Below are 26,681 nucleotides of genomic sequence, written 5' to 3' on the forward strand. Positions count from 1 at the left end.
ACGCAGTGCGAAACGCAATAGCATAGAAATAATAGAAGAGAATCTCTAAAATTCCCAATAAACTAAACCAAGCAAGGGAAAATAAATGCAATATATAAGCAATAAGCCACATATTATGATTATAGCTACGGGTGGGACAATTGCCGGTAAGATGAATAAAACAGATTCTACAACTACCAACTATACAAGTGGCATATATACAATAGATACTCTGTTTTCTTCTATTCCACAAATCCACTCTCTTGCTCATATCCATACCACACAGCTATGCAATATCGATAGTGCCGATATGAGTGATGATATATGGCTTTCTCTCGCACGATGTGTCAATAAAACACTTTCAAATACCTTATATAATGCTGTAATCATTACTCACGGCACAGATACGATGGAAGAGAGCGCATTTTTCTTACATTTAGTTTGCAAAAGCCATAAGCCTATTATTTTTACTGGAGCGATGAGAGCATTTGATAGCATAGATTGGGATGGAGGTAAAAATCTTTATAATGCCTTGCTTCTAGCTATTCATAGGGATTCCCAAAAGAGAGGGGTTATGCTATGTATGAATGATAGAATCCTCTCTGCGCGGTATGCGAGCAAGATTCACACTTCAAGCCTTGAATCTTTTGCCTCACCTTGTGATTTGGGCTATATCGCCAATGGTGCGGTGCATTTTCACGCATCTTGCGGTGTATTACATCAGCCTATGTTTGACACGGAGATGATAGAATCCCTGCCGCGTGTGGATATACTCTACTCTTATGCTAATGATGGCTCATCAATCGCTGCTAAGGCACTTTTTAGCAATGGTACACAAGGGCTAGTCATCGCTGGGAGCGGTGCTGGGAGCGTCCATAAAGTCCATAAGCAAACACTCCAAAGTCTCATTAAACAAGGCTTGTGTGTGGTGATAAGCTCTCGCATTAATCAAGGCAGTGTATATATAAGCGAGGTAGATTCGCAAAATGGCTTCATCTCTAGCGGAGATTTGAATCCACAAAAAGCACGAGTATTGCTTACTCTTGCTTTGACGCAAAGCAACAACCCCCTTCAAATTGCTACATTTTTCTACACCTAAATTACAAAAAATCATTTTTTCTCTTTTGATTCCACAAAGTTATAAAGCAAGGTATATAGTTGCATACGCAACAATTTTACAACCAAAACATTATAATTTCGAGGATAGGGAAGGTGTTAAGGCTATTTATTTATGCAGGTTTATGCTGTTGCTTAAGCTTTGCTTCAGGATTTAGAATCAGTGAACAGAGCCTTAAATCTACTGCCCTTAATTCCGCCTATGTCGCTGGGGCTTTTGGTGCAGATAGTGTTTATTATAATCCTGCGAATATGGGCTTTTCCCACCCATTAAGTGACAATGATAAACACGATTTGGATATTACCCTTACAGGCATTTTTATCCCCGGCTTTGCTTTTACTACCGATACTAGCACAAAAAATATTGGCGAAGGCTCGATAAACTGGGGTTTAAGCACGACTACGACACTAGGGATTGATCCAAGTATGGCGAATTTGGCAAATAGCTTTTTGGGTGTGGATTTAACAAAGCCTATTGAAGTGCCCTCCGAAGTGAAAAATCAAAATGGCGAATGGGGCTTTAGCGAAAAAGGTGCGCTAGTAGCGGGAAGTGCGGATTCTACATTTTTCCCCGTGCCTAAGATTTTTTACAAAAGCAAGAGTGCTAAGAGTAAGTGGGGGAATTTTAACTGGGGAGTGAGCTTCACTGCACCTAGTGGTTTAGCTATGAATTGGAATGGCGAGGCGGGAGCGTTTTTACGTAATGTAATGATAGCTATGGTGGAGCTTAGTCCATCGCTTAGCTGGAATTATAATGAGCGAATTGCTATTGGCGTAAGCCCGAGAATCCTCTATGGTATGGGGAATTTCGCAAACACGGTTTTTGTGCCACTAGGTACGAGAGAGAAGCCCGGAGAGGTTATTACTAATATTAAGGATTTTGATGAGATTCCTTCATCTATGGTGCCAGAGGCTATGGCACAGCTCATTTATGCAGTGAATACAGCTCAAGGCAATGCCTTAGCGGCTTTAGCAGGGCTTGGCGTTGGCGGGGGAGGGCATTTGAATAATAAATTGCGCTATGGGCTTCCCACGCTCTTCAACCCTGAGGCGTGGTTTGGTATGCCTTCCCCTGATGTGTTTAATCAATATATCGATGAGGAGAGGCAAGTCATCGATATAGCGGGGTATAATCAAAAAGTCGCAGAGATTAACGCTACGATAAAGCAAAATTGGGAGACGTATCAAGGTGAATGGGCAAATGGTCATTTGGATTGGCGATATAATGATAAAACTTGTGTAGATCAAACAACAATTTGTCTCCCAACATTTTTCAATCAAGTACCTAACCAAACCTATAAAACTACTATTAATGGAGTAGAACGTGATGGATATAAGTTTGTCAATGGCGTAAATTACTGCATTCAAAATGGATATAGCACAAGCGGATTTTTTGGCTGTGGGAATCTTGGCGATACTATGACTAAAGCAAAGCAATTAGGGGCGTATGTGAATTGTTATACAGGCACATTCTATGATTTTAATGGGAATTTGCAGACAAACAATCCGGGACCTTGCGCTTACCCAAAACCTACAGAAAAAGATGAAGACGGCGCACCGCGGGGCTATCTGCCGCTTATGGACGCTAAACAAGTCGCAGAAGCCTTTGGTATGGGTGATATGGATATTACTACGCATTTAGTGGGCGCGACTAAAGTCGATCAAAAGAGCGATGGCGCGGACTTAGCCTTTGGCTATAAAGTCGCTATGAGTGTGCGTCCTTTTGAGAGCAAACAGACGACTTTAAGTATTGTCTATACCTCGCCCGTAACCTTTAACCTTAAAGGAAGTCTTGACGCGACTACCTATATCGGTGGCTCTGTGGGCGATGTGAATATGCGAGCGGATTTAAATCTTACTACAACTTTACCCTCCACAATGCAAATCGCGCTTATGCACTACTTTGGGCGATTAGGCATAGAGCTTGTGTATGAAAAAATCTATTGGAGCAAGGGTGATAAATTCGCCTTTAATTTTAGCAAGCCACGATTTACCCCCTTAAGTGGTATGGTGCTGCAGTTTAGCCCACAGCAGTTAGAATCTATGATGGATTTAGCCGATTATGGTGCGGTGGCTATGGGTGATGGGTGGCAGGATACGATCGCATTGCGCTTAGGCATTACCTATCTCACGCGCAAAAACACGCTTTTAATGTTTTCTGCTGCATTTGACCAATCCCCAGTGTCACAAGACAAGCTGGGGATCCCTGATAGTAACGCCTATATGTTTGGTGTAGGGCTAAGAAAGAATCTTAATGAAAAGTGGAGCTATGGACTAGCCTATTCTTTAAGTCTTAAAGATGGGCGCAAGAGCATTTACCAATCAGGGGGGGGGGTTGGGCAGCTGCATCTCTTCTCTGCTTCATTTGGCTATCAGTTTTAGATTCGCTATTGCTGCATTCCTGCGACCCAAATTACTACGTAATTTTGCAAAATAGTAATTAAAGCTTAAAAGCTTGCTAGCATTTGGTTTATGAAGTATATCAAGCTTTTTTCTATACTATGCAATGCAGCATTAAAGGTAATAATTTATATATGAATACCAAAAATGGAACATCATTTGCTATTATCTTAAATACGGCGTGATTCCTATAATAGACCTTCCCAAACACCCCTCTACCCCCTGATTAAGGTCTATTTATGGGAAGATGCCGGATTTTAAGACTTATCGTCAAATTTAACTCATCTATTCATATTTATTAGCCTCTGTACTCTTGTGTAATTTATTGTATAGCAAATATCCAAAATGCAAATTCCCTATTTAATTTTACATTGTAAAGCTTTCATATATTAAAACCTAGAAAATATGGTATAAAATCTTTTAAAAAAATATACTATAAGGGCATATTATAATCTCTTGATGAAAAAATATAGAATCAAAACTAAATAATTATATTAAAAAAAGTATAAAAAATATAAAATATGTATCAAAATTAAACAATATATTTAATAAAGTTTAAATTATAATAAGTAAAGTATCTTTAAATTCAATTTTAGTTTATAATACTGCTGGGTAAAAAATCAGGGGGCATTTATATTTTCACTATTTATGCCAAAAAACAATGTTAAACTTATGCGACGGAATTATCAATGACGGAACACCGCATCAAATCTATAAAAGCGCGACGTATATCCTTATCAATACAATTTATACCTATACTTATAGCTTTTGTTTGGCTAATTTTATGTATTCCATCAGCTTATGGAGCCCCAAGCTTCGATTTTTCGGTAGCGAACTCACTTGAAAGCGGTGGAAACCTCTACAAGAGAGCTTGTGCGCACTGTCATGGCAAAACAGGAGAGCTTATACCTCCGGGAGATAAAGCAAGCAGACCCATTGCTGGTATGAGAAAAAATACTTTGGTGCGAATCTTAAATGCCTACAGAGATGGTATAGCTAATGGTGGTGGCGCAAGTGGAACAATGAGCGCAGCCCTTATGCGGTATAAATTTACCGATCAAGATATAGAAGATATAGCTTTTTATCTAGAATCCCTTAGGGGACAACAAGAACGGGAATATACCCGAGAAGAGGCTTTGGCGATAGCTAGAGAAAGAGCGCGCAGAAGAGCAGAAGAGCAGAAGAGCAGAAGAGATAATTTCATTGTTTTAACAAAAGCAGAGAGTGTCGCGGAAGTTTCGTGTCAGTGTCCAGCTCAGCATATTGCTCAAGCCATAGCTCCACAGCCAATTGCAAAGCCCAAGACATTTAAGGGGTATTATTACCAAGTGGCTGCATATAGAGGCGAGGTGCCCAAAGATATTATGGATAAAATTGCTAAATATCCCTATATCGTGCATATTAGTCAAGATGGCGGTAAGCCCCTTTATCGTTACCTTATTGGTGCGTATGATACCTACAATGATACTAAAAGAGATAAGCAAACTATAACATTTCTTACTAAAACCACACACGTACAACGTAATATGCAGCCTATAGTGCGCTATCTTGATGGAAATAACACATTAAGAGAGGTGCTAGAAGATGGTTCGTTAGGGGGAAGTATTGCTAGAGGTGTTAATGTCTTTCACGGGAAATCAGCACCTACACATAATCCTGCCCCCACTTTACCATTCTTTAGAAATATAGAAACTCCTCGCAAGGGTGAGCAAGCAGAAGAAGGCGAAGCCGATACAGGATATTATTATGTATTTGCTACGCACGATAAGGATATATCCAAAGAAGCGCTTGATTATATTGCGGAGCAATCTTATGTCTTTTTTAAGACTCAAAATGTCGATTCAACTGCCAAGTTTATAGATGGATATTACTATATCCTTGCTACATATGAGGGAGAGGTGCCTAATGGCACCTTGCAAAATATTGCGAAATATCCATACGCCTTATATCGAGCTAATGGCTATATATACATTATGATGGGGCAATTCAAAACAAAAGCGGCTATGCGTTCCTATGCAAAAATTGCACAAGAAATAACAGATATTATACACGCTCCGCAAAATCAAAAAGAAACACCTCGAGTCGCACATATAAAAGACAAGAAAATGACTATTGAAGAGACGATAACACAATCAACGGAATACAAACAAACTCGCTTTTGATTTTTCATCAAATAGCGAAAAAATAAATGATCGAGACTTCTTTGTGAACGAAGTATATCCTTATGGCAAACGAGATTTATTGTTGGGAATCCCTATGAATAGCTAGAAGCAAGGCATTATAAAGATTTTTACCTCCATCCCAATCTATGCTATCAAATGCTCTCATCGCTCCAGTAAAAATAATAGGCTTATGGCTTTTGCAAACTAAATGTAAGAAAAATGCGCTCTCTTCCATCGTATCTGTGCCGTGAGTAATGATTACAGCATTATATAAGGTATTTGAAAGTGTTTTATTGACACATCGTGCGAGAGAAAGCCATATATCATCACTCATATCGGCACTATCGATATTGCATAGCTGTGTGGTATGGATATGAGCAAGAGAGTGGATTTGTGGAATAGAAGAAAACAGAGTATCTATTGTATATATGCCACTTGTATAGTTGGTAGTTGTAGAATCTGTTTTATTCATCTTACCGGCAATTGTCCCACCCGTAGCTATAATCATAATATGTGGCTTATTGCTTATATATTGCATTTATTTTCCCTTGCTTGGTTTAAAGCTATAGTATTTCCCTCATAAGCAAAGTATATCCTTACTTGTATAAAAAAGAAAATTGCACGAGAGTTTATATACTTGCAAAATCTTGTTGAAATTACCTCTACTCATATCTCTTTTACTAAAATATTGTGCAAGGCAAATATGTTGCAAACACCTAATATATGGAGTTTTAGCCTCAATTGCTTATTATATTTGCAATAACACATTATCTTTAATTGTTTAGATTCGATAGGAATATTACTTAATAATCACTATTACTAAATATATACTACAAAACTATAAGTAATTTCAAAAAAAATTTAATATGATGGGTTCGTTATATTATTGCGTATATCAATAATATAACAAAAATTCTTTTTTTGGAGGTTTGCTATGCGCAAATATTTAGTTTCTTTGGCTTTAAGTTTTTAGTTTTGGGGCAAGTTCCCTTGTAGCTGTACAACCTCAGGAGCAAACATTAAGCGAAACAGATAAGACTTTGCTTTTTGGTAGTCAAGAGGTAAATGCCAAGCCACTCAGTAGTGAAGAAATGAAAGAAACTCAAGGCGAGTTTTGGGGTGCTGCAAGTGTAGTTATTTCTGGAACCAAGTTGATATATGACATTGGTCGCAATAACGGCTGGTGGAAATAATCTTATCACATTCAATCCCAAGGAACACTCCTTGGGTATAAAGGAGGGTATTTATGTTATCTAAAACTATTTACAAAATGCTTTGTGTGAGTGTATTTTCCCTTAGTTTTGTATATGCTCAACAATGCGAAAAAGATAAATGCGATTATGGGCATATTGGCATTGGTGGAGGACACTATGGGCTTAGTGCGCATGATGTTAAAAGCTATGTGGGATATCTCTCGCTTGAACATAGAGGGGTATATAAGCATCGATTCCAAACGGCTTTAGGCGGACGTATTGGTGAAGGCTCATCACAATCCCCTAGCAATGGTGTGTTTATATTTGATTTTTATGCTAAGCTGGGATTAAATATAGCTAGTGCTTCTACTCCGCTTTTTATCAATGTTTTTGTAGAAGACAGTACGTATAATGGCAAAATCAAGGAAGGAAGCGACTTGAGTAGGGATTTTATTCTCTTAGGCTTGGAAGCTGATGGCTACATTCCCTTAAGTCGACTCACATATTTTGATTATGGCATAGGATATGGATGGATAGGTTCTGCAAACTATATCCTCAATGATACTAGATTTAAGGTGCAAGGCAAGAACAACGAGTCATTTCAAGCCCATATAGGCTTTTCCCGCCATATCAATGATAATACCTTGTATTATATAAATCTCATAGGTAAATATCAGCGCACAAATGCCACAAATACTATCAATAATATGTCTTATCCACATTCTCGAGATATGATTATTATGCTTGAAGTAGGTATTAAGGGCTTTGACAAATAAAATAAATTTTTGTTAAGCCATTACTCTTTTTGGCGCTAAATACAGCTCAATCCTTTCTTTTAGGGGTATTGAGCAAATTTGGATCGATAGTCTTACTCAATGCTTGAATGTCTTCATTATACATCTCTTGCGTGTAGATTCTCTCCCTCATTTTAAATCCCGCCTCAATAATAGCAAAAGGCTCTGCTTGGCTGTCTTCCATCATTGTAAGGTTCGTGTGCTAAGACATAAATCCTCGCTTTATAGTGCTTTGAATGGTTAAATCATTTATCCTGTTCAAGCTTATCATAAGCTATCTTATATTTCATTTCTGCAAGTTCCCAATCTGCTAGAACATCAATATCTTGAGCTTGATAGGGAGAGACTACTATGGCGTGTGAATGCGGGGCAAAAATAGGTAGATTCTCTATCCACGCGCTTGCCCTCCCCCAATAAAACTGCCCTGCATCGTGAAAAAGTGGCTCTAAATCTTGCGAACGTATGAGATATTGCGCGGGAAAAAGCATTTCTATACCATCATCACGGATGTAAAAGCTCCTCATAGGATTATACTCATACATTACAGCACAAAAGCTAAATTGTTTTGAGTTATCTTTAAGCAAGGATTCTAAGCCTTCTTTAAGCGTATCTATCTGCAAAAGCGGTGCGGTAGGGTAAATCACACAAAGCATATCATCACTTTTAAGATGAAGCATTCGAATGGCGTGGGCAGCAACTGAAGATGTGGGGGTAAAATCATCGCTTAATTCCTTTGGACGCATAAAAGGCACTTTTGCACCATATTCTTGAGCGATTTGCGCGATTGCTTGAGAATCTGTACTAACGATTACTTCATCAAAAATGCTAGATTCTAAAGCAGTTTGGATAGGATAGGCAATGATAGGCTTGCCACAAAAGAGCTTGATATTTTTATGCGGGATTCTCTTGCTCCCACTTCGTGCTGGGATAAGGGCGATTTTTCTCATTGTGCGCGATTAGAACGGATAGAGCGATTCTATCCCATCACTCATTGGCTTTTTGCGATTGGTATCGCTAATAGGACCAAGTGCAGTATAAGCGATTTTGGCATTTGCGATATGCTTACTTTGCACGACATTGTCTTTATTGATATCAAATGAACGCACCACGCCGCTAACTTCTAGAATCTGCTTTTCCCCATCGACAAGCACCTCACGTCTGCCGTGTATGAAGTAGGTATTATTATCTAGCACCTTGACAATACGCGCTGTAATAGTAGCATTGAGAGCTTCGCTGCGATTTTGCGAACCGCCACCTTGAAAATTTGAAGTATTGTTTGCCTTTGTCAAATTATAGGCGGCTTGGTCGTTTAGCTCTTGCACAAGCTGCTTATGCTCCTCATCATTACCTGTGTATTCAATCGATGGGGGCGTTACATTCCCACCACTTGCACCATTATAGTTTTTCGTGCTGTTGAAATTCGCATTAGCACTTTCGTTAATAACAATTGTAATTAAGTCATCTGGCTTCATCGCACGTCTATCAGCAAATAGCGGTTTATCCCCACCGCCAAACAAACTTCCTGCTCGTGGCAATTCGGGTATGTCATTATCCGCAGATTCCCGCTCCTCTACCCAATCGGGTGCATTAAAGTCAATACTCGCTTCAAAGCTAAAGCCTTGATTGGCAAAAACGATAAACAAAATAAACACACTTAATGCGTAAATCCCTTGTGCGCGCATTATCTATCCTTAATGATAAGCTTTAAAATGTTTAAAGCAAAGGGCATTCCATCAAAATAACTTTAAATATGCAAATAAAACACAAAAAATATTTATATTACTAGAATAAATTTCATAAATACATCACACATCTTTTGTAAGACCAAGTAGCAACCTTAAGGCTTATGTGTGGCAATACAGAATCTTACACAGAAAGCAAACGCTACTTCCCGCCAAAATACACAAGAGCAGAACCCCAGGTGAGCCCACCACCAAAGGCATCAAGCAGCATTAAATCCCCATATTTAAGCTGCTTTTGCATATAAAGATCATTCATTGCCATAGGAATAGAAGCTGCAGAGGTATTGCCATATTTTTGCACACTGATGATAATCTGCTCTTTACTAAAATTGAGATTTTCTCCCACAGCGTTGATAATACGCAAATTTGCTTGGTGAGGGATAAAGAATGACACATCTTGTGGCTGCAAAGCATTAGCTTTAAGAATCTCATCTACATCAGCCACAAGCGTTTTTACAGCGAGCTTAAATATCTCATTACCTTTCATTTGCACACAGGAGCGCGCTATCTCTATTTCCTGCCCAAAAGATGTGTGTGTGCGTGGAGTGCAAAGAAAGTCTTGATACCTGCCATTTGCGCCCAAATGCACATCAAGGATTGCCGCGTTTTTATCCTCTGTGCTACCTATCACACAAGCCCCTGCCCCATCGCCAAAAAGCACGCAAGTGCTTCTATCACTAAAATCCAGCACCGAGCTTAGTTTTTCCGCCCCGATAATAAGAATCTGCCTAAATGTGCCAGATTCTATAAATGATTTAGCCAAGCATAGCAGGTAGATAAACCCGCTGCACGCCGCGCTAATATCAAAAGCAGGTTTGTTTTCAATACCGAGTTTAAAAGCAGTGATACATGCTGTGCTAGGCATAGTGAGATAATCAGGGCTTAAAGTCGCCACAATCACCGCATCAATATCTTGGGGCTTGACATTAGCGCGCTCCATTGCAAGTTTCCCCGCTTCATAAGCTAAATCACTTGTTTGCTGATGACTTTGGGCAAAATAGCGCGTTTTAATGCCTGTGCGCTTGGTAATCCACTCATCGCTTGTTTCAAGCACTTTTTCAAAATCAGTATTACTTATGCAAGTAGGTGGGATATATGAGGCGATAGATTTAAGTGAGGCATACATATTAAGCCTTATTCTTGAATTGTTTTAATAGAGGCAAAAGCTTGAGCAAGTTTAGCACAAATATCGGATTCTATAGCGTGCAGAGCTTGATAGATAGCGCATTCAATCGCACGCGCATTGGAACTGCCGTGGCTAATAATCACCACTTTTTGTACTCCAAGTAAGGGTGCACCACCATATTCGCTATGATCCATTTTTTTCTTTAATCGTCTAAATACACCACGCAAAAAGAATGCCCCAAATATCGAGCAAATACAAGATTTAATCTCTTTTTTTAACACCACGCTAATGGCTGATGCTACACCCTCACTTGCTTTTAGCACGAGATTCCCACTGAATCCATCGCACACAATCACATCAATGCTACCATTAAAAATATCTCTCCCCTCTACATTGCCTTTAAAAAAGCTATAGGGTTTAAGGAGCTTAAAAGCAGCTTTTGTGAGCTCATTACCCTTATTGTCTTCTTCTCCATTGCTTAAAAGCCCTACACGAGGCTCTTTAAGCCCTATGACATTTTTTGCATATTCATAACCCATAATTGCAAAATCCTCTAAATATTCACTTTTACAATCTGTATTTGCCCCTGCATCAAGTATCACACTTGGTGTGTCTGTGATATTTGGCATAATCGTGCATATCGCAGGGCGAGATATACCTTTGATACGTCCAATTTTAAGCGTGGCAAGACTCATAGTCGCTCCACTATGCCCAGGTGAGACAAGCGCACTCACATCACCATTTCTTAATAATTCTATAGCTTTGAAAATCGAAGATTCTGTGCGTTTTGTTGCGCTTGAGGCGGATTCTTCCATACGAATATAATCTGTGCAATGCACTATCTCTACGCGATTTTTAAGGCTGGAGGGGATAAGTGGAGTAATTTGTGCTTCATCGCCAACAATCACCGCATTAAAATCTCGTGTTTTTAATGCCTGCATAATACCCTCAACTATGGGCGTTACACCATTGTCCGCACCCATAACATCAATGGCTACTTTTACCATAGACACTCCTTAAGCAATAGGATTATTTGTAATTGCCTGTAAATTTGCTAATATGATGGGGCATTTTCCAGCTACCATCTTTGTCTTTGATAGGTTTTGCTAGAGCCACTTTGTAATGTGTGCGTCTTTTTGCTGCTCGTGTTTTACTCACGCGTCTTTTAGGAACTGCCATAATTACTCCTCGTATTCTTCTTTGGTGTGATAATCGCTTCGTATAGATTCAATCTCACTTGCCAAAATATAGGTTAAATCAACAAAGCCATCGAAAAACTCAATAACCTCAAAGCTATCAAGCCTTTTACTTTGGCTTTGTATATTCCAGATACCATCTGCAATATACAAAGCCAAAGGATAATCCAGCTCCTGTATGTATAGCTCACCACTCACATCGCATATAAGCTCGATTTGCCCGCGGATTTTACCCTCTAGGGAGAGCATTTGAGAATCTATCCGCTTGATTTGCCCCTCTAGCGTGATATGCTCTGTGATTGTCTCGCCCTCATTGTCAATAGTAAGGGCAATGTCTTTAGGTGAGTGAGAGATTTTCCTCATTGCAATTTTCAATTAGCAAATCTCCCTTGTGCTAAAAAAGAAAGCGATTTCATTTTTAGCATTTTCTAGGCTATCGCTTCCATGCACTGCATTTGCATCAATGCTTTGTGCAAAATCTGCTCTAATCGTGCCTTTGGCAGCTTCTTTAGGATTAGTTGCACCCATAAGCTCACGATTTTTTGCCACAGCATTATTGCCCTCAAGCACCATAACAACCACTGGTCCGCTTATCATAAAATCCACCAGATCTTTAAAAAAAGGTCTATCTTTATGAATCGCATAGAAGCTTTCCGCGTCAGTGCGGGAAAGCTGCAGTTTTTTTGCCGCGGCAATACGTAGATTATTGCTTTCAAATCGGTCAATGATTTTGCCAATCACGCCGTTTTTGACAGCATCAGGCTTTATAATTGAAAGAGTTTGTTCCATTATGCTTCCTTATGTATTAATTGCAATGCTACAAAATAAAGTCCTAGATTCTAGCAAAAAAACCTTAAGATAAACAATGACGTTCAAATTTTCATTCTTAAAAATAACAAGTAAAAAGATACAAAAATATCAAAATATAACATTGCACTTAAAAAAATTCACCCATAAGCGCGACAATTGAAGCATAAATTTGAATCTCACTCTATTTGCCCCTTCGATAAATTTGATAAAATGGATATAAACAATGCCGCGCTATACATAGCTTTGCCACATTAGAATTATGCGGGGTGGTGGCAAGGTCTAAGATGTTTTTAATTTTTCTAAGATTATCGAATCTTTCTATAATTGAAAACTACAAAAATGCTTATCATAATAAAGCAAAGAAACATAAAAATCCATATCCTAGTAACTATTAAAACTTTAGTAGGCTTTGATACCTTAGTTGAGCTTACATGATATTTTTCTATGGAGAGGTGACAATCTGCGCATAAAGACAACACATACGAGTTGTATCTCTGCTTTAATTATCTTTTGTTAATTTATCTATGCGCTTTTGGTTTGCTTGAGAAATTTTAGCGCCTAGCTCAATGAGCTTTTGAGCAGCCTGAAGTTGTGGTTTATGCTGAAAATTTTTAGCATTAAGAGCTGCATCAAGTGGTGTTTCTCCAGCCCTTAGTGTGTTAATGGGCATTTGCTTATCTTTAATCAAATATTCTAATAGCTCGATATTTCCATCACGAGCGGCAAAATGTAGGATATGCCCTCCCCCAAAATTATGTAAAAAATCTTCATCAAAACGTAGCATAAGCTCTAAAATATACCTATCGCCAAAGGTAACTATACCATTAGTAAGGAGATATCTAGGGTTATCATATTCTCCACCATAATGGAGCAATGCCCAAAACATATCATAGCGATGATACATTGCTGCCAAATCAAGTGCATTAACACCATGAACATTATAGACTTTACCTCTCAGCTTAAAAGTTCCTAGTGCCATATGGCTCTGGGATATGACTTGATTCACACTCAAATGCGATTTATTTTTGCTCTGTGAATCTGCTTTTTGGGCATCTGTAAGAATAAATTCAAAAATATGTGGGGAGTTAAATATCACAGAGAGCATTAAAGGCGTGATTTTAAGACGTGGGGATTGTGTCATGTAAAATAGAAAATATCCATTCCATTTATCATTGAGACTGGAGCGGTAGGCTTGTATATCATCATTGATAATAGCTTTAAATATATTTTGTTCGACCACACATTGGTTTGCTGCCTCTTTATTTTTATATTGAGCCTTAGTAGTGCCTTTGAGGAAATTAATCTGTTTGCAATCCACTTTGAGCAATAAAGTCAATTCTTCCTCAAGACTATGAGGGTTATGGGTATCCTCTTGTGTTTGAATCCCATTTCCAAAGATAGTATTACATAAGCATAGGCTTACAAAAACATATCGCAGAATCAATGCCTACTCCACACCCACCATTACAGAAGTAGCTTTAATCAAAGCATAAGCACTTTTACCCACTTCAAGCTTAAGTTCATTAATAGATTCTAAAGAGATTGTTGCAGAGATGATATTACCTCCGCCAATATCAATCTTCACAATACTATTCACAGCACCTTTTTCTATTGATACGATCTTACCTTTAAGTTGATTTCTCGCACTTACTTTCATAATGCACTCCTTAAAAATAACTACAAAATTATCTAACGTTTATCCCAAACAAGTCAATAAGTTTGTCCTGAGACTTTTCTTAAACATTAGCAAGCTCCAAACAAGATAATTTTATCCAAGAATACTTTAGGGATAGAAAAACCATCATTTTACACAATGCCTTCTCATTTGACTTTCATCACAAAAAAAAGGACAACCTCACAAGATATGCCACTTCCCACCCTTAGAAGCTATAGCTAGGATACGCACTTTATGCCTATCCGCCCTTGCAAATCCCTTAAAAGCAGAAAAATGCCCTTGTGATTTGCTAATGCCACATTAAATGAATTTTACGATAGAGAATCTTTTATCTTAAAAATCACTGAAAGAAACATTTTTATAATACCGTGCTGTGCAAAAGGAAGCGGAGGATTCTAAAATCACCCTTGCATCTTTATCCTGCTCCCCTACATAAATATCTATACACACCCCTTGAGTATGTAAAAGCCTTATTTCATCTAGTGTTTCAAGGCAGGGCGCAAATAGCAGTAGATTCTGCAATCGCTTACGAGAATCCACATAGGTTAGTGCCCTTTTTAATGCCTTTTTTACATCTAGAATCTCCCGTTCACGCCATATAATGCCACTTTCCCCATAGCCTATAATCGTATAAGCATTCTCACAATACGAGATGACAGAATCTAGCACATAAGACACAATCTCCCTATCGCTCATCGTGTGCGCTTTCATAAATTGCCTTTATCTCCTCTTTGCTTAGCCGCTCCCTATCTTGCAAGGCTTGAGAGATTTTCAGCAGCACAGCTTTAGAATTAGTGATAAAATCCTGCATTTCTGTTTGTGCCTCGTCTAAAATCGCTGCCACATCGCTACTATCACTCAAAAGCCTCCCACTCATACCATACTGCTCACACATCTGTGTGGCTATCTCCTTTGCCTTAGCAATATCATCTTTAGCATTGCTAAAAGTTTGCTGATAGATACATTGCACGGCAATATTGCCACTTAGGGCAACTTTGATTTTTGCCATAAGCTCTTGTTTGCTCGTAAGCTCTTTATCCACCTGTCTAAAGCTCTCATTCACAAGTGCGATTTTATCAAAATCCACCTCTAGCCAATACGCGCTCAAAGCCTTTGCCCCTTGATAAAGGGCTAGAATCTCCTTTTCTTTCTCGCTTAAACTCAATGCCTTTTTCTTCCCTACAAGCACCTTGTCTTTTGTGGCCAAAATATCTTCTTTTTGTATCACGGCTGACTTGCGTCTTAGTGCATTGAGCGCACTTTCATTAACCAACGCCGCTAAAGCCGCACCGCTAAAGCCTACACAAAGCCTTGCAATCTCATTAATATCTAGCTCGTGCTTTTTTCCCCGTAAATAAAGCTCTAAAATATGCTCCCTCTCCTTGAGATTAGGTAGCTCTACATAAATGCGCCTATCAAATCGCCCACTACGCAGCAGAGCCTCATCGAGCACCTCCATTTTATTAGTCGCTGCAATCACAATCACCCCACTTGAATCTTCAAATCCATCCATCTCTGTCAAAAGCTGATTAAGTGTAGTCTCCCTCTCGTCGCTACGTGTGTTACCTCGTGCTTTACCTACGGCATCAATCTCATCGATAAAAATAATGCTAGGGGCTTTTGCCTTTGCTCTGCTAAATAACTCTCTCACGCGTTTTGCTCCCATACCGACATAGATTTGCACAAAGCTGCTGCCACTTTGATAAAAAAATGGCACACCCGCTTCACCCGCTACCGCCTTAGCTATCATCGTTTTGCCCACGCCCGGCGGACCTACCAAAAGCACGCCTTTAGGCAGGGTAATGCCTAACCTTTGATAATGCTTAGGATTCTTTAGATAATCAATAATTTCTAATAGCTCTTCTTTGACCTCGCTAATACCTGCTACGTCGTTAAATCGCACAGCACTTGTCATAGATGTATAGATGGTTTGAGAATCTAGCAGAGGGGCTTCACTATCACGTGAGAGCGGAATATCGGGCTTTGGGGCTTTAGATGCGGCAGGAGATTTAAAAAACATTAACCTCAAAGCTTGAAATAACACACTAAAGCCCAAAAGCAGCACAATAACAATGCCTATCTCACTTAAAATATCACCAAAAAAATGCTTATTTTTGGTATGCACAGGAAAGGTATAGCTCCACATTTGCGGCGGTATAGAGTGAATATAGACCCTATATGCTTTATCCTCCACATCAAAATACACATATTCATCATCTACGCTTACATTATGCGCTTCTGCATTCATAAAGAAATTTTGTGCCTCTTGTGCGCTTACAAGCTGCGTATTATCGCGCATTATTATCACCACGCTTAAAAGCACGACCAACACAATAGCCAAAATGCCTACTATAAGACTTTTAGATGTTTGCATTATTACCTTCCTTGCTGATTTGATATGTCTCAAAGCAAATCCACTGCCCCTCTAAATCCCCCCTTTGACTTTCAAAGTGCATACGATTAAAAAACTGATCCAATCCGCTATACACAAAGCCATTTTGAGAGGCTACCTTGCTTTCACATAGCACATTTAAAGGCACATAATGCGCCTTTCTAAAAGATTCATTGTTTTGTGTGATGATGGCTTTAAGCGTGTGCAATCGCTCCTTAGCAACATTGCCAGATATGTGATATTTCATTGTACTTGATGGTGTGCCTTCACGTGGGGAGTAAATAAAAGGGTGTAAATGCGTAAGAGGGAATCTTTTAAAATGCTCCAATGCCTCCTGCCATATAGATTCGCTCTCTCCTGGGTGCGCGATGATAAAATCACTCCCTAAGCAAAAGCCCTTTTTAGCAAAATCCTCAAACAAGGCTAAATCACTCTCCACGCGATTTAGGCGATTCATTATCTTTAACATACTATCGCTTGTGTGCTGTAAGGCGATGTGGAGATGCCGCTCCATAAGTGGTACTTCTAGGGCTTCTTTTAGCTCATTATCGATTTGACTAGGTTCTAAACTCCCCACACGCAATCGCTTAAGCAATCCCAAAGTATTTATATCATTTATCAATTTTGCAAGATTGTAATTATCTAAATCTATGCCATAGCTGCCGACATTTGTCCCAGTAAGCACCACCTCGCTAATGCCACTCTCACTTAGAGTGCGGATTTGACTTAGAATCTTATCCTTAGGATATGAGCGCGCCACTCCTCGCACAGAGGGGATAATACAATAACTACAAGCAAAGTTACAGCCTTCTTGAATCTTCAAAAACGCACGTGATTTATTAGCAAATTGCGCTATGAGTGTGCTATCGATATGTTTATTATTGCTTTCAGGGTAGAAAAATCGCTGTTTTTTTTGCAGCATATCATCAATAGATTCTTTAAAGCTATGGGCGAATACACTATGTGCTAGATTCTTTGTAAATATCTCCTCTCCCCTTGTCCCCACGCCACAGCCGGTAAGATAGACCTTTTTATTACTTTTTTGCATTTTATGCAGATAGCTTCTCACGCCCCTATCTGCACCATTAGTAACCGTGCAGGAATTGACTACCACCACATCAGCACTCTCCTCATCCTCCACGCATTCAAACTGCCTTAAAGAGCTTTTCATCACTTGCGTGTCAAAAAGATTCGTGCGACAACCAAAGGTTTTAAAATATACTTTTTTTACTTCACTCAATGTATTGTCCTTATTTAAGAATCTATATGCCCACCGCCAAGAATCGCCCTTGTATCTCTATCTTTTATCTCGCCGCCTATGCCATCACTTCCTGTGGCAACAACCTTGCTTGTGGGATAAGCGATATGTATGTCATCTTCCTTAAGAATACGCTCGATAATCTCTCCAGAAATTGTGCTTCTTAAGGCGAGTGTGGCATAGGCATTGGTTTGATACCAAAGGGAGATTCTAAATCCATTAGGCTCTATCATACAATAGCTTCGCACCTCTAAGTTAGGATTACGCAAAGAATATTTATCTCGCATACGATGCACCTGCTGACGCACCATCTCTGTATAGCCTTTTGCATATTTTCTGCCTATGTCGGTGGCGATTTTTAATGCCTTTTTGTAATTGCTATCAAACGTAATGCTAAAGTCTATGCCATCCCACACTGTCTTTAATCCGCCGTGCGTATAGTTAGCAAACATTGTGCTAAAAATAAAATTATTAGGGATAAAAATAATCCGCCCTGCACGTCGATTTTCCCTATAACTGGTGAGGGTTACATCCTCAAAAAGCGTAATTCTTAGCATAGAAATATCTAGCACATCGCCCACATATACGCTATTATCCTTGCATACGCGCACCCTATCGCCCACATGCACACTGCCGCCCAAAACAATGATAAACCACCCCAGCACACTCATAAACAAATCTTTCATCGCAATAGCAAGCCCCGCTGAAGCAAACCCCACAATCGCCACGAGATAAGTCACATTCTCCATATAGCTAAAAAGCAAAATCAGCACAACAATGGTGATGTTTAAAAAGTTAATCACTTTACTTGCCGTGTATATTCTATTGGTATCTAAAATATATTTACGCAAAGTAAGTTTAAGCAAAAACGCTAGAAGAATCGTGATAACAACCGCCACGCCCACATAGATAATCTTAACAATTTGATTTTTGATTTGGCTTTTAAGTTTATTATGGATACTTTCAGCCTCCTGCACATAAATATCTATGGAGGTCTCCAAGATTCTCTGTGTGCCTTCAAGCTCTTCAAGTATCGTCTGTGTGCGGACAATGGCATTTGCCACATCAAGAGATTTATCTACAAAACTAAGCTCTAAAAGCAGGGCGTATTTTTCCCGCACGATTTCTAGGAGATCCTCTAGGCTTTCCTTATTTGCTTGAAATGTATCTTGCTGCTCTTGCAAATTTTTCATAAAAGAATAGCCTGTGAATATTAAAAAGGGATTGGTGATTTGAGGCACACCCTCGATATTTTTTGCCTCTAAGAGCGTCCTATTTGGCTCTTTGGTATAGTCCTTAAGCAAGTCCTGCTGTCGCTCTAATGTCTCTAAACGATGTCTTAATGAACGTGATGGGGACGCATTAGATTCTAATTCATTTTTAAGAGCATTGATTTCGTGAGTAAGCTCATTATAGTTTTGCAAACTCACATAGTATTTAAACCACGTATTATGGCTTTGCTCAAGCTTTTTATCAATCTCTTGTATCTCTTTACGGATAGAATCTCCCTTATTTGCGCCACTGCACCACATAGCTGTACAACATAAAAATACAATAATATACCCAACATTATTTTTCATCGCATTCACCCACTGCCCTTAACACTTTGAGCACCACTTCTTTTGGCACATCTTCGCGCATTCTCACATTGCCAATCCCACAGGGCAATACAAACATAATCTTAGAATCTGTGCTTTTTTTATCTAAATAAAATTTCTCATAAAAATCATTGACATCTTTAAACGCAAAACGTGTAGGCAAATGATAGCTTTGCAGTAGATTCTCTATACTTTTACATTCTTTGGGAGTAAGCATTCCTAGCTCGCAGGCAAGGGCATTTGCCATACACATACCTATACTTACTGCCTCTCCGTGCAAAAATGCCTTATAATGTGTGAGGTTTTCAACCACGTGTCCAAACGTATGTCCGTAATTGAGTGCTGCACGAATACCTCTCTCCTTTTCATCGGCATTCACCACTTGCGCTTTAGTCTTCACACTCTGTGCAATGGCATAAATGAGTGAAGCGCTATCTGTTAGGGTAAGAGGACTTTTAAGCAGGGTATCAAAAAATGTTTTATCAAAGCACACTGCCATTTTGATAATCTCTGCCACACCTGCGCCAAACTCTCTTGTGCTAAGTGTTTTTAACATAGCAGGATCAATATATACAGCCTTTGGCTGATGAAAAATTCCGATAAGATTCTTACCAAAAACATTATTAATACCTGTTTTACCACCAACAGAAGCATCAACTTGTGCTAAAAGTGTAGTGGGAATCTGGATAAAATCTATCCCTCGCTGATAAATACCGCTCACAAAGCCCACCATATCGCCTATGACGCCGCCACCTAGAGCTATCATTAGCGATTTTCTATCTAATCGATGAGAAAAGGCGCACTCAAGGATATATTCCACACTTTGCATATTCTTATACTGCTCCCCATCAGGGACAATACACACATACACTTCAGGGGCTTTGATATGTGCCAAAATGTGCGAGAGATACAACCCTGCGACTTTTGGATTAGATACGATAAGCACCTTATGGGAATACTCGATGTGGGGTAATGCGCCAATATGTATAGGATATTGTGAATCTGGGGTTTTAATATGTATAGTTTCACTCATAGTAATCCTTATTTGCGTTCCTTTGGCAATGGAATAAAAACTTGGGGATTCTTGCTATTCATAGAAGCGATTTTATGCACATCAGTAGAAAGAAATGAAAATGTTTTTGTCCGTGAGATACCGCGTTCAAAAGGCACAAAAGATAAATAAGACATAAAGCTATCTTGTAAGTATAAAATAGGATTTTTAGAATCTGTTTGTATCGTATTCATTTTACGCTCAAAAATGCGTGAAAGCTCCTCATATCGCTGCACGATTTCATTATGATAGGCAGCATCTGTATCATAATCATACACATCTATATCTAAACGCAACTGCTTTGATATATCAAATACCACAGAAGCGACATTCTCGCTATCGCCCATATTTTCGCTTAATATCACAAAACTCTTTTTGCACTCTTCAATATGCTCCCAGCCTGTTTTAAGCACAGGAATAGAGAGATCAAAAAGCGCCTTGCGATTTTTACGTGAAGCAAAAATATCTTGATTCACAATGACAAGCCCAAAACGTTTTTGTGCATCTTGAATGATTCTTTCTTCAAAACTTGCATTACTATAATCCACCCTTACTTGCACACTTTTAGATTCTAAAGCTTTTATCATATCAATAAAAGCAAGGTTTGAAGGATTAAGAATATAAATAAAAAGCTTATTATTTTTGAGATTCTTGTTCAAAAAAAGCGCATCTTGCACATCATTATAGATTCTATGCTCACTTGAAAGCGACATATCCACATAGAGAAAAATATCTCGCCCAAAAGGTGCGGGGAACTGCCCAACATCACTTTTTATTTGCATATATACATCATTAAGCACCTTAGGGTCTCCGGCGATAAGCAAACTATCATTAGGCTGAATCACCAAAGAATGCGAGCTCAAAAGCAATTCTCCTCGCCTATAAATCCCTACAATCCGCCATTTCTTTTGTTGAATCGAGCCAATATGCCGATAAGTGAAAATACTCCCGCTTGGCACACTCACTTCCATAATCTCACCCTGCCCTAAACCAAAGCTACGCGGAATAAGCGGGACATTAGGCAATCGCTCAATAAATTTATTAGAGACGATAAGGTCTTCATCAAGCACTACTAAATTGGTATCATTTTGCATTTGCTCAGTTTGCTTTTGCGTCTTTAACGCCATTACAATATGTGCTTTTTTATTGAGTGCGCGTAGCATTTTATAAGTAGCGATGATTTCTCCCTCATCATCAAGCACTAAAAATATGCTATGAATATCCTCATTAATGACTTGTGCCACTCTATAAGGCGAAGTATAATCAAAATGATGAAATTCAAAGGAACTAGGCACTTTATCAGGGATAAAACACATATCTTTAGCGATGACAATGTAATAATCATTGCTAAAATATTTGTCTAAAATCGTATCAAGGAAAATCTTTGCAATACTGCCTTGTGCGATAATAAGCGTCTTTTTCACACCTTGCCTTTTTAAGGGAATTAGGGCTAAATTATAACCAAGAAGTAATAACCTTTTTAAAAACGCATAGGCTTTTTAATGCGTTTTAATCTCATTTGTGCATAGAATCTACTTAAAGCCATCTCCTCTTTTTTATCTATGCGATAATGGATATGTGTTAAATACATAAGAATATCCTTTGGAGCGATAGCACTTTGCTTACTCCTTGCTTGTAAAATATAATAGGGAATCTTCACAGGTTTATTTACAAAACTCTCTGCTAAATGTCTATAAAAACGCCCATAGCGATTAAAGCATAATCGTCCAAAGCTAAATCCTAGATGATGTTTCTCCCACCATTTCTGCCCCAAATCAATAGCTTTAGCCCCACTCAACTTGTATTTTAACGCCCTATCACCAATAAGCACCTCTCCTTTAATCCCCATTACCTTTGCCAAGGCATTAGAGGAGGCGGATTGATAGTCATCTTTGCTTTGCTTTGGCAGCACTAGCACACTCCACACAGCGCCCTTTGCCACAATCCCCGCCTTTGTCGCCCTACCTTGACGCACGCTCTCATACCCAGCAATAGAAGAGATAAATCCGGCATCGATACGTTTATATAAAAAATCTTTATTAAGTCTTGCGGGATATGACTTTCTATGCTCTAAAAAGGCTTTAAAATATAGAGGCAAAGGATATTTCTTAATAAATACATCAAAAGGCAAAAGATTTAAATAGGCAATCTTTCCAAAGCGCATTGTTTCCCCTATAAAACCATTTTGACACAGCTACTTACTTGCAAAGCAGCAAATATTGCATTTCTCTCCTCTTCATTCTGCACTTCTAGGCTTACATATAAGCTTACAAAATGCCCCTTTGAAGAATGTTTGCCTAGTGTTATATCATATTCTCTAGGCATAATATCAAAAATCAACTTCCGTAATACCTCCTCATCTGTCCCTATCACGCGATATTCCCATTTGCAAGGATACACAATATGAGGCTTTTGTATATCAAGATTCATTATTTTTCCCTAAAGTGAGTAGAATCTCCCGCATATATGGAGGAATTTTGCAAGGTTTAGCAAGTGCTACATCAACAAATGCAAGGCTAATTTGCGCCTTAAAGATAAGCTTTTCATCATTTTTTTGAGTGAGGGCATCATAGATTCTATATATATCTTGGGCGATGATAACAGAGACATTTTTGCACTCAAGCAGTGTACTTCGAACCTCAAGTATATCCCCTAAATACGCACTTGAGACAAAATCAGCTTGCATATTTTTTAGCACAAAGCCACTTTTATCCATAAATGGCTGCATAGATTGAGCAAAAAATAGCTCACTTCTGGCACGTTCGCAATATTTCAAATAATTAGTATGATAGACAATCCCCCCACAATCAGTATCCTCAAAATACACTCTCACTCGATAGGCTTTCACATTATCTCCTTAGCGATGCTTTGGTGCATTGTAGCATATTTGAGTAATGCGTTATTTTATTATTCGTTTGCTACTGCACTTCGTGCCGCAAAGGTCTTGCACAAGTGGGAGTAAATCCCACTTGTGCGCCTAAAGGATAGAGTTATAACCGCTATCGCGTTTATCAACTCATTTTCTAAACTTTAAAAACTCACTTTGCAAATGTGGATAAAACACTGCGTGTTGTATGTAGCTAAAGCTACCACTTTAGTCAAACTTTACGCAAAGTCAAATCTACACTTCGCACCTAAAAGATTAATTTATGCATAACGTTGCTCTTAGTCATCAAGTAAGTTTTAGAGTATGTAACTTATGATATTTTAGCTAGAATGTGGTGCAATAAAGGCATAAGGAAAGATATGAATCACTTTAACAAAATCGGCTTTATTATGGCAACATTGGGCAGTTCTATTGGCTTAGGGCATATTTGGCGATTTCCCTATATGGCTGGGGAAAATGGCGGTGGAGCATTTGTGATATTCTACCTTATCCTTGCTATCAGCATTGGCGTATCTATGCTCATAGCTGAAATGCTACTTGGCAATATCGCACGTAGCAATCCTTTGGATAATTATGTCATTCTTGATAAGCTTAATGCCCTCCCTCCCTCACAAAACCATAATGAACATAATGCAGTAGATTCTAAAGATAAATCTGCTAAAAAATCACTTATGTGGCTTGGTATCAATGCTATATCTGGTCCTATCGTTTTAAGCTTCTATGCAGTAGTAATGGGTTGGATTCTGTATTATCTTATTTTTGTAAGCTTTACCTTGCCTCAAAATATTGATGAAGCAAAGGCTGTTTTTGATAATCTTCGCTCCCAATCCTTGTGGTGGCAGAGTCTGTGCTTTTTTGGCATTGTTATCTTTAGCGCATTCATTGTCTCACGCGGTATTAAAAGCGGTATTGAAAGGCTCAATCTCGTCCTTATGCCCTTGCTTTTTGTGATTTTTATCGCACTGCTTATTTATGCGATGAATTTAGAGGAGTTTTCGCAAAGTTGGCACTTTATGTTTGCCTTTGAGCCTCATAAGATTACCTTTAATACTTTTGTAGAATCTTTAGGGCAGGTATTTTTCTCCCTTTCGCTTGGTGTAGGCACGATAGCCACTTACGCAGCAAACGCTCAAAGAAATGAAAATCTCCTTAAAAGTAGCCTGTGGGTGGTTTTAAGCGGTATTGCCATATCGCTTATAGCAGGATTGATGATTTTTACCTTTATTTATCATTTTGGAGGCAAGCCAAGTGAGGGCGTAGGACTTTTACTTATCTCGCTTCCTCTAGCCTTTTCATCACTAGGGAGTAGCGGGGCGATTATTGCTGCATTATTTTTTATAGCTGTGCTTTTTGCAGGATTAACCTCTACGATTTCTATGCTTGAGCCGAGCGTAAGTATTTTACGTGATAAATACAATTTCTCACAAGCTAAAGCCTCATATATCTTAAGTAGCGGGATTTTTACCTTAGGATTCCTAGTGATTATGTGGAATGACGCCTCCTTATCCCTGCCTCTTATATACGGTAAATCCCTCTTTGATATACTGGATTTGCTTACCTCATCGTGTCTTATGCCTTTGGGTATGCTTATTTTACTGCTCTTTTTGGGTTGGCATATTAAAAAATCTCATCTACGTGTATGGACACCCTATTTTTCTAATGCACTCTTTTATATTTGGTGGTGGATACTGCGTCTTATTGCCCCAATCATCATTATAGCCATACTCATCTCATAATTTTTCAAACTATGAAGAATAGATAGAATCTAATATCCTATCTATCCTCGCTGTGTGCTTTAAGGTTTTTTAATCACAAAGCGTAAGGAAGGACCATCTTGCTGCACTTCAAGCACCTCAAATCCCCTTGAAATTGCGTCATTAGGGATTGAATTAATACTTTGAGGGCAATCGCAAAGCACTTCTAGAATCTCGCCACTTTTAAGCTGTGGAAGTCCATCAAGTGTGGCAATAGCAGGGTAAGGACAAGCTTCCCCCTGAAGATTAAGTGTATAAGTTATATTCATAGTTGCCCCTTATAAATGTGTTTGAAAAAGTGATATTTGTAGAGAAATACAAGCGCAAGCATAAGTAAAAACAGCATAAGGCTTATGCCAAATCCGCCAAGAAAACCCACATCATATAAAAGACTGATTTTTGCCCCTTCAACAAAACTTTGAGGGAAATAATCATAGCTTAGAGCTAAAAGCATTGTGCCAATAATATTAGCGACCCCCACAATCATAAAGTGGGTTTGCCCCTCCATAGCTCGATACGCCCAGCCACATTCACAACCCCCTGCAAATACAATACCAAAGCCAAAGAGAAATGCCCCTAACATCACACCAAAGCTTATGTCTATAACCTTTGTTTGATGTCCATAGAGCATAAAACCAAAAGCAATAAGTGAGGCAATAATCATACCCAAGACAGCCCCCTGTATGGCAACAGAGCGTCCAAATAAAAACAAATCTCTAAAGCACGAAGTGAAGCATATTTGAGCGCGTGAGATGATAAATCCAAACATAAAGCCAAAGACCAAAGCAACAGAGAGCAAACTTTGCTTAACCTTTACATCAAGGCTGGGCGATGTTAGCACAAGATAGATAAACCAGCCCACAAAGAGCGCAAAAATAATGCTCCCCAAGGCAAAATGCCGTTTTGAACGCGCGCTATCAACTTCAAGGGTGCAGTTTGGCTTATCTACTTTTTGCAGAATGGCTTTGGGCTTAAAAAATCGCATATTGCATACTTTTACACCAATATAGATTCCAAGCACCATAAAAATGGTAAAAACCCATGTATGCACCGAGAAATAAGGCAGTCCTGTGAAAAAGTTTGCCAAATTACACCCAAAAGCTAGTCGTGCCCCAAAGCCAGCAAGCATACCGCCAACTATGGCTTGAAAGATTCTAATCCCACTTGCGGGGAGGCGAAATTTTACTTTGTTTGCCCACAAGGCAGCTACCAATGCCCCTATAAACATACCAATAAGCATAAGCCCATCGGTGCGCGTAAGAGGAGTGCCATTGAGATTTTGTTTTGTATAATAGCTATATGGGCTTAAATCCATTCCAAAGAGTTCTAAAAACTCTCCGCCCCATCGTGTCATCTCGCCTGTTACAGCCCACACACCACCAAATATACCAAAATATACTGCACTTAAAATACCTAAGATAATCATACCCCTACCCATATGCCAAAAATGCACAAAAAATTGCCTATACAATTCCTGCAACATACAAAAATCCTTGTTTGAATAAAAATGATTAGACATAGAAGAAAGTAGCCTAATGTATGCTTTGC

At 38.9% G+C, this 26,681-nt stretch carries 27 protein-coding genes; 5 read left to right on the forward strand and 22 right to left on the reverse strand.

Annotated features, from left to right (window positions below; translation table 11 throughout):
* The first annotated feature begins 85 nt into the window (after nucleotides 1-85).
* The 3 genes from V3I05_RS03490 (at nucleotide 86) to V3I05_RS03500 (ending at nucleotide 5,657) form a co-directional block, all read left to right on the forward strand.
* Nucleotides 86-1,078 (forward strand): asparaginase, encoded by a 993-nt coding sequence (locus tag V3I05_RS03490; protein WP_343354023.1) that lies wholly within the window; start codon nucleotides 86-88, stop codon nucleotides 1,076-1,078.
* A 113-nt stretch (nucleotides 1,079-1,191) separates the two neighbouring features.
* Complete coding sequence (locus V3I05_RS03495; RefSeq protein WP_300451940.1) at nucleotides 1,192-3,477, forward strand: outer membrane protein transport protein; 2,286 nt, start codon at nucleotides 1,192-1,194, stop codon at nucleotides 3,475-3,477.
* Between the two features lie 707 nt (nucleotides 3,478-4,184).
* Nucleotides 4,185-5,657 (forward strand): c-type cytochrome, encoded by a 1,473-nt coding sequence (locus tag V3I05_RS03500; protein WP_300451938.1) that lies wholly within the window; start codon nucleotides 4,185-4,187, stop codon nucleotides 5,655-5,657.
* A 76-nt stretch (nucleotides 5,658-5,733) separates the two neighbouring features.
* Here V3I05_RS03500 and V3I05_RS03505 read toward each other — a convergent pair whose 3' ends face one another.
* Nucleotides 5,734-6,195, reverse strand: a complete 462-nt coding sequence (locus V3I05_RS03505) for an asparaginase domain-containing protein (protein WP_343354026.1) — start codon at nucleotides 6,193-6,195, stop codon at nucleotides 5,734-5,736.
* A gap of 708 nt (nucleotides 6,196-6,903) precedes the next feature.
* Between V3I05_RS03505 and V3I05_RS03510 the strand changes: the two genes are divergently transcribed.
* The gene (locus tag V3I05_RS03510) at nucleotides 6,904-7,626 is read left to right on the forward strand and encodes a hypothetical protein (protein ID WP_295700980.1); all 723 of its coding nucleotides are present in this window, start codon (nucleotides 6,904-6,906) and stop codon (nucleotides 7,624-7,626) included.
* 46 nt (nucleotides 7,627-7,672) lie between these two features.
* Here the strand turns inward: V3I05_RS03510 and V3I05_RS03515 are convergent, their stop codons facing one another.
* From V3I05_RS03515 to V3I05_RS03605, 19 genes are all read right to left on the reverse strand, one after another.
* On the reverse strand, nucleotides 7,673-7,831 hold the full coding sequence (locus V3I05_RS03515; RefSeq protein WP_295700977.1) for a hypothetical protein: 159 nt from the start codon (nucleotides 7,829-7,831) through the stop codon (nucleotides 7,673-7,675).
* A gap of 58 nt (nucleotides 7,832-7,889) precedes the next feature.
* Nucleotides 7,890-8,591 (reverse strand): pseudaminic acid cytidylyltransferase, encoded by a 702-nt coding sequence (gene pseF, locus V3I05_RS03520; RefSeq protein WP_295700974.1) that lies wholly within the window; start codon nucleotides 8,589-8,591, stop codon nucleotides 7,890-7,892.
* Nucleotides 8,592-8,600: 9 nt separating this feature from the next.
* Nucleotides 8,601-9,326 carry a flagellar basal body L-ring protein FlgH gene (gene flgH / locus V3I05_RS03525; RefSeq protein WP_295700973.1) on the reverse strand — a complete coding sequence of 242 codons (726 nt, stop codon included), beginning with the start codon at nucleotides 9,324-9,326 and terminating at the stop codon, nucleotides 8,601-8,603.
* A gap of 202 nt (nucleotides 9,327-9,528) precedes the next feature.
* Nucleotides 9,529-10,512 carry a beta-ketoacyl-ACP synthase III gene (locus tag V3I05_RS03530; protein ID WP_300447956.1) on the reverse strand — a complete coding sequence of 328 codons (984 nt, stop codon included), beginning with the start codon at nucleotides 10,510-10,512 and terminating at the stop codon, nucleotides 9,529-9,531.
* 8 nt (nucleotides 10,513-10,520) lie between these two features.
* On the reverse strand, nucleotides 10,521-11,519 hold the full coding sequence (gene plsX / locus V3I05_RS03535) for a phosphate acyltransferase PlsX (RefSeq protein WP_295700967.1): 999 nt from the start codon (nucleotides 11,517-11,519) through the stop codon (nucleotides 10,521-10,523).
* A 22-nt stretch (nucleotides 11,520-11,541) separates the two neighbouring features.
* Nucleotides 11,542-11,691 (reverse strand): 50S ribosomal protein L32, encoded by a 150-nt coding sequence (gene rpmF / locus V3I05_RS03540; RefSeq protein ID WP_295700964.1) that lies wholly within the window; start codon nucleotides 11,689-11,691, stop codon nucleotides 11,542-11,544.
* Nucleotides 11,692-11,693: 2 nt separating this feature from the next.
* Complete coding sequence (locus V3I05_RS03545) at nucleotides 11,694-12,083, reverse strand: hypothetical protein (protein WP_295700962.1); 390 nt, start codon at nucleotides 12,081-12,083, stop codon at nucleotides 11,694-11,696.
* Nucleotides 12,084-12,497 (reverse strand): nucleoside-diphosphate kinase, encoded by a 414-nt coding sequence (gene ndk / locus V3I05_RS03550; RefSeq protein WP_295700959.1) that lies wholly within the window; start codon nucleotides 12,495-12,497, stop codon nucleotides 12,084-12,086.
* A 520-nt stretch (nucleotides 12,498-13,017) separates the two neighbouring features.
* Complete coding sequence (locus V3I05_RS03555; protein ID WP_343354029.1) at nucleotides 13,018-13,962, reverse strand: ankyrin repeat domain-containing protein; 945 nt, start codon at nucleotides 13,960-13,962, stop codon at nucleotides 13,018-13,020.
* Between the two features lie 3 nt (nucleotides 13,963-13,965).
* The gene (locus V3I05_RS03560) at nucleotides 13,966-14,175 is read right to left on the reverse strand and encodes a TOBE domain-containing protein (RefSeq protein WP_300447952.1); all 210 of its coding nucleotides are present in this window, start codon (nucleotides 14,173-14,175) and stop codon (nucleotides 13,966-13,968) included.
* Between the two features lie 351 nt (nucleotides 14,176-14,526).
* A complete protein-coding gene (locus V3I05_RS03565; RefSeq protein ID WP_343354031.1) occupies nucleotides 14,527-14,904 on the reverse strand; it encodes a hypothetical protein in 378 nt (125 codons plus the stop codon).
* Nucleotides 14,879-16,567, reverse strand: a complete 1,689-nt coding sequence (locus V3I05_RS03570) for an AAA family ATPase (RefSeq protein WP_300447950.1) — start codon at nucleotides 16,565-16,567, stop codon at nucleotides 14,879-14,881. Before V3I05_RS03570 ends, V3I05_RS03565 begins: the two co-directional genes overlap by 26 nt.
* On the reverse strand, nucleotides 16,554-17,825 hold the full coding sequence (gene mtaB / locus V3I05_RS03575) for a tRNA (N(6)-L-threonylcarbamoyladenosine(37)-C(2))-methylthiotransferase MtaB (protein ID WP_300447948.1): 1,272 nt from the start codon (nucleotides 17,823-17,825) through the stop codon (nucleotides 16,554-16,556). The genes V3I05_RS03570 and mtaB overlap by 14 nt, the downstream gene beginning before the upstream one ends.
* Nucleotides 17,826-17,839: 14 nt before the next feature.
* Nucleotides 17,840-19,423: a mechanosensitive ion channel domain-containing protein gene (locus tag V3I05_RS03580; RefSeq protein WP_300447946.1), complete on the reverse strand. Its 1,584-nt coding sequence runs from the start codon at nucleotides 19,421-19,423 to the stop codon at nucleotides 17,840-17,842.
* The gene (gene aroB, locus V3I05_RS03585) at nucleotides 19,413-20,474 is read right to left on the reverse strand and encodes a 3-dehydroquinate synthase (protein ID WP_300447944.1); all 1,062 of its coding nucleotides are present in this window, start codon (nucleotides 20,472-20,474) and stop codon (nucleotides 19,413-19,415) included. The genes V3I05_RS03580 and aroB overlap by 11 nt, the downstream gene beginning before the upstream one ends.
* A gap of 8 nt (nucleotides 20,475-20,482) precedes the next feature.
* Entirely contained in the window at nucleotides 20,483-21,916 is a 1,434-nt protein-coding gene (locus tag V3I05_RS03590) for a COG3400 family protein (protein ID WP_300451205.1), read from the reverse strand.
* Between the two features lie 56 nt (nucleotides 21,917-21,972).
* On the reverse strand, nucleotides 21,973-22,656 hold the full coding sequence (locus tag V3I05_RS03595; RefSeq protein WP_300447940.1) for an MqnA/MqnD/SBP family protein: 684 nt from the start codon (nucleotides 22,654-22,656) through the stop codon (nucleotides 21,973-21,975).
* A gap of 8 nt (nucleotides 22,657-22,664) precedes the next feature.
* Nucleotides 22,665-22,922 carry an HP0495 family protein gene (locus V3I05_RS03600; protein ID WP_295700936.1) on the reverse strand — a complete coding sequence of 86 codons (258 nt, stop codon included), beginning with the start codon at nucleotides 22,920-22,922 and terminating at the stop codon, nucleotides 22,665-22,667.
* Nucleotides 22,912-23,340, reverse strand: a complete 429-nt coding sequence (locus V3I05_RS03605; protein ID WP_300447938.1) for an acyl-CoA thioesterase — start codon at nucleotides 23,338-23,340, stop codon at nucleotides 22,912-22,914. Before V3I05_RS03605 ends, V3I05_RS03600 begins: the two co-directional genes overlap by 11 nt.
* A 398-nt stretch (nucleotides 23,341-23,738) precedes the next feature.
* Between V3I05_RS03605 and V3I05_RS03610 the strand changes: the two genes are divergently transcribed.
* Nucleotides 23,739-25,115: a sodium-dependent transporter gene (locus V3I05_RS03610; RefSeq protein ID WP_300451200.1), complete on the forward strand. Its 1,377-nt coding sequence runs from the start codon at nucleotides 23,739-23,741 to the stop codon at nucleotides 25,113-25,115.
* 59 nt (nucleotides 25,116-25,174) lie between these two features.
* Here the strand turns inward: V3I05_RS03610 and yedF are convergent, their stop codons facing one another.
* Both yedF and yedE read right to left on the reverse strand, forming a co-directional pair.
* Complete coding sequence (gene yedF / locus V3I05_RS03615) at nucleotides 25,175-25,402, reverse strand: sulfurtransferase-like selenium metabolism protein YedF (RefSeq protein ID WP_343354034.1); 228 nt, start codon at nucleotides 25,400-25,402, stop codon at nucleotides 25,175-25,177.
* A complete protein-coding gene (gene yedE, locus V3I05_RS03620; RefSeq protein ID WP_425531744.1) occupies nucleotides 25,399-26,613 on the reverse strand; it encodes a selenium metabolism membrane protein YedE/FdhT in 1,215 nt (404 codons plus the stop codon). Before yedE ends, yedF begins: the two co-directional genes overlap by 4 nt.
* Nucleotides 26,614-26,681 lie beyond the last annotated feature (68 nt).

This window comes from Helicobacter mastomyrinus (assembly GCF_039555295.1).
Classification (GTDB): Bacteria; Campylobacterota; Campylobacteria; order Campylobacterales; family Helicobacteraceae; genus Helicobacter_C; species Helicobacter_C mastomyrinus.